Below are 2,367 nucleotides of genomic sequence, written 5' to 3' on the forward strand. Positions count from 1 at the left end.
GTTCAAGTGTCTTATTCATTTTTTTCTCTAACATCTCTTTCAATCTTGATAATTGATCTTCATCTAGTTTTGATGCACTCGTTACTTTAACGATTTCAATTCTATGTTTCTTTCGATAACACTCTTCATACGCATCACTGATTTTATCAAGATGAGAAAGTTCATTATGCTCATTTAACACAAGCAAGAAACGAAATACAGTTGTATCTAATTCGGATTCGAAAGCTGTTTGGATGATTTCCTTTTTCTTTACTCGAGGAATACTTGGATGTGCTAGAATCTTGCTTAATTCTGGTACTGAAGTAATCACTTGCGCTACTTGCTTTAGCTCTGACATCCAAGCCATTTCTTGCTTTGAATCTTGTGCTAATTCAAATAGAGCCTGGGCATAAGGCGTGTAATCTACCATTGTTTATCGCCTGCCTGTTCAATAAAATCTTCCACAAACTGCTTCTGTGTTTCTTCATCCATTTCTTTTTTAATCAACTGACTCGCTGCGCTTAATGCGACATCGCTAATTGCTTTTTTCATTTCTTTTTGAGCGTCACGCTTCTGACGTTCGATATCTTCATTTGCGTTTTTCTTAATACGCAAAGCTTCGTCATTTGCTTCTTTTATAATCTGCTGTTTTTCTTGATCCGCATGTGCTCTAGCTGAAACAAGAATGGTATGAGCTTCTTGCGATACATTACGCAATTTTTCATCATACTGTTCTTTAACATCTTCAGCCTGCTTTTTAATAGCTACTGAAGAATCGATATTTTCTTGAATTAAATCTTGTCGTTTTTGAATTAATGTTAGTAATTTTTCCCAAAAGAATTTTTTGGCAAACATTACAATCAAAAAAGTAGAAATACAAACTAAAACAACATCGGTCAATGAAATTCGCAAATAATTGTCAATATTAAAGTCAATCATTACCGATTCTCCTAATCATTAACCTTTGATGAAAATCAATAAAATCGCAATGATCAAAGCATAGATACCTGTTGTTTCGGCTAAGGCGATACCTAATACCATGATAGATTGAATTTTACTTGCTGCATCTGGGTTACGACCAACGCTTTCTGCACCTTTACTAGCTGCAATACCCTGACCAATACCAGGACCTAAACCAGCAATCATCGCAATACCTGCACCTAAGCAAGCCATACCACGTACGAAAAATTCATTAAACATTTTATTTTCCTCCTATTTATTAATCTTCTTGAATCGCCACTTGCTGTCCTAAGAAGAACGAGCTTAGTGTAAAGAAGATATATGTCTGAATTACACCTGAGAATATATCAAAATACATATGTAAAAATGGCGTTACTAATAATCCTAACAATCCTATTGGCATCAACATTTTAATCAATGTATACACCAACATAGAAATGATATATCCTGCCAAAATATTACCAAATAAACGCATTGTTAATGAGATAGGCAGCGCCAACTCTCCTATGACATTCAATGGTGTCAACAAGAACATCGGCTCTGTCAACTCTTTCATTCGTGCTAATAATCCACCTTTTTTAATACCATTACCTTGGATCATCAACCACATTGTGATAGCCAATGTCGCATTAAAACTTACATTGCTTGTTGGATTTTGAAGCCCAATCAAACCAATCAAGTTACTTACAATCATCATCACAATCAAAGTGCCAAACATAGGAATATATTTCTTTGTAGTTTCCCTTAAGTTATCTTTAATTACGTAAAGCACTAAGTTGTAGATCTCCTCACAAATATACACAATCCCTTTACTAGCTTTTGAAGGATCTTGTTTTTCAATTTTCTTCCCTGCAAAGTAGAAGAAGAACGCAAAGAAAACACAAATTCCAAGCCATACAAGAATAGATTGTTGAATCTGTAAAGAGAACTTTCCAATGTGAATGATAATTGCACTTACATCACTCATGGAAATCCTCCTTTTCTTTTAGTGCATATAAAAGAATAGCTCCTTTATTGCACATAAGCCCAACAAGAACTGCCAAAATTGGCAACTCCATTAATTGACAAATAACTAAAACTAGACCATACATAAGATATCTTTTCATATATTCTTGTGTACCTATCTTTTTTCCAGCTATTTCATCTGTTGGAATATTTAAAGCCATTTGAACAATCTTACGATACCCCACTAAACCTGTAAGACAACCTATCCAAACCGCTATAAATACTTGAATCATTTGAGAATGAAAAATCATTGCACAAGCTATAGAACAAAACAAACTAAATATCAAAGTATACTTTACTATTTTTTTATTCATTTGCTGCATTGCTTTACCTCGATTTTTTTATTAATAAGACACATTTAATAAATTAGGATATAAAGCTAAAATCAACACTCATACAACGTCTTATATAAATTGACTTCTG

At 33.5% G+C, this 2,367-nt stretch carries 5 protein-coding genes; all 5 read right to left on the reverse strand.

What is annotated here, in order from left to right:
* A partial coding sequence (atpH, locus tag ACZQCL_RS08770; RefSeq protein WP_482482858.1) for an ATP synthase F1 subunit delta occupies positions 1-409 on the reverse strand: 409 nt, incomplete at its 3' end.
* Entirely contained in the window at positions 403-918 is a 516-nt protein-coding gene (gene atpF, locus ACZQCL_RS08775; protein WP_118114297.1) for a F0F1 ATP synthase subunit B, read from the reverse strand. The genes atpF and atpH, both read right to left, overlap by 7 nt.
* Positions 919-936: 18 nt before the next feature.
* Positions 937-1,179, reverse strand: a complete 243-nt coding sequence (gene atpE / locus ACZQCL_RS08780) for an ATP synthase F0 subunit C (RefSeq protein ID WP_003864774.1) — start codon at positions 1,177-1,179, stop codon at positions 937-939.
* Between the two features lie 19 nt (positions 1,180-1,198).
* Positions 1,199-1,906: a F0F1 ATP synthase subunit A gene (atpB, locus tag ACZQCL_RS08785; protein ID WP_270489941.1), complete on the reverse strand. Its 708-nt coding sequence runs from the start codon at positions 1,904-1,906 to the stop codon at positions 1,199-1,201.
* Positions 1,899-2,177 carry a hypothetical protein gene (locus ACZQCL_RS08790; RefSeq protein ID WP_227993840.1) on the reverse strand — a complete coding sequence of 93 codons (279 nt, stop codon included), beginning with the start codon at positions 2,175-2,177 and terminating at the stop codon, positions 1,899-1,901. Before ACZQCL_RS08790 ends, atpB begins: the two co-directional genes overlap by 8 nt.
* Positions 2,178-2,367 lie beyond the last annotated feature (190 nt).

The organism is Holdemanella sp. (genome assembly GCF_056804935.1).

Coding starts and splice junctions, on each gene's coding strand:
- atpF (WP_118114297.1), bottom strand. CDS start 918: ATGATTGACTTTAATATTGACAATTATTTGCGAATTTCATTGACCGAT.
- atpE (WP_003864774.1), bottom strand. CDS start 1,179: ATGTTTAATGAATTTTTCGTACGTGGTATGGCTTGCTTAGGTGCAGGT.
- atpB (WP_270489941.1), bottom strand. CDS start 1,906: ATGAGTGATGTAAGTGCAATTATCATTCACATTGGAAAGTTCTCTTTA.
- ACZQCL_RS08790 (WP_227993840.1), bottom strand. CDS start 2,177: ATGATTCAAGTATTTATAGCGGTTTGGATAGGTTGTCTTACAGGTTTA.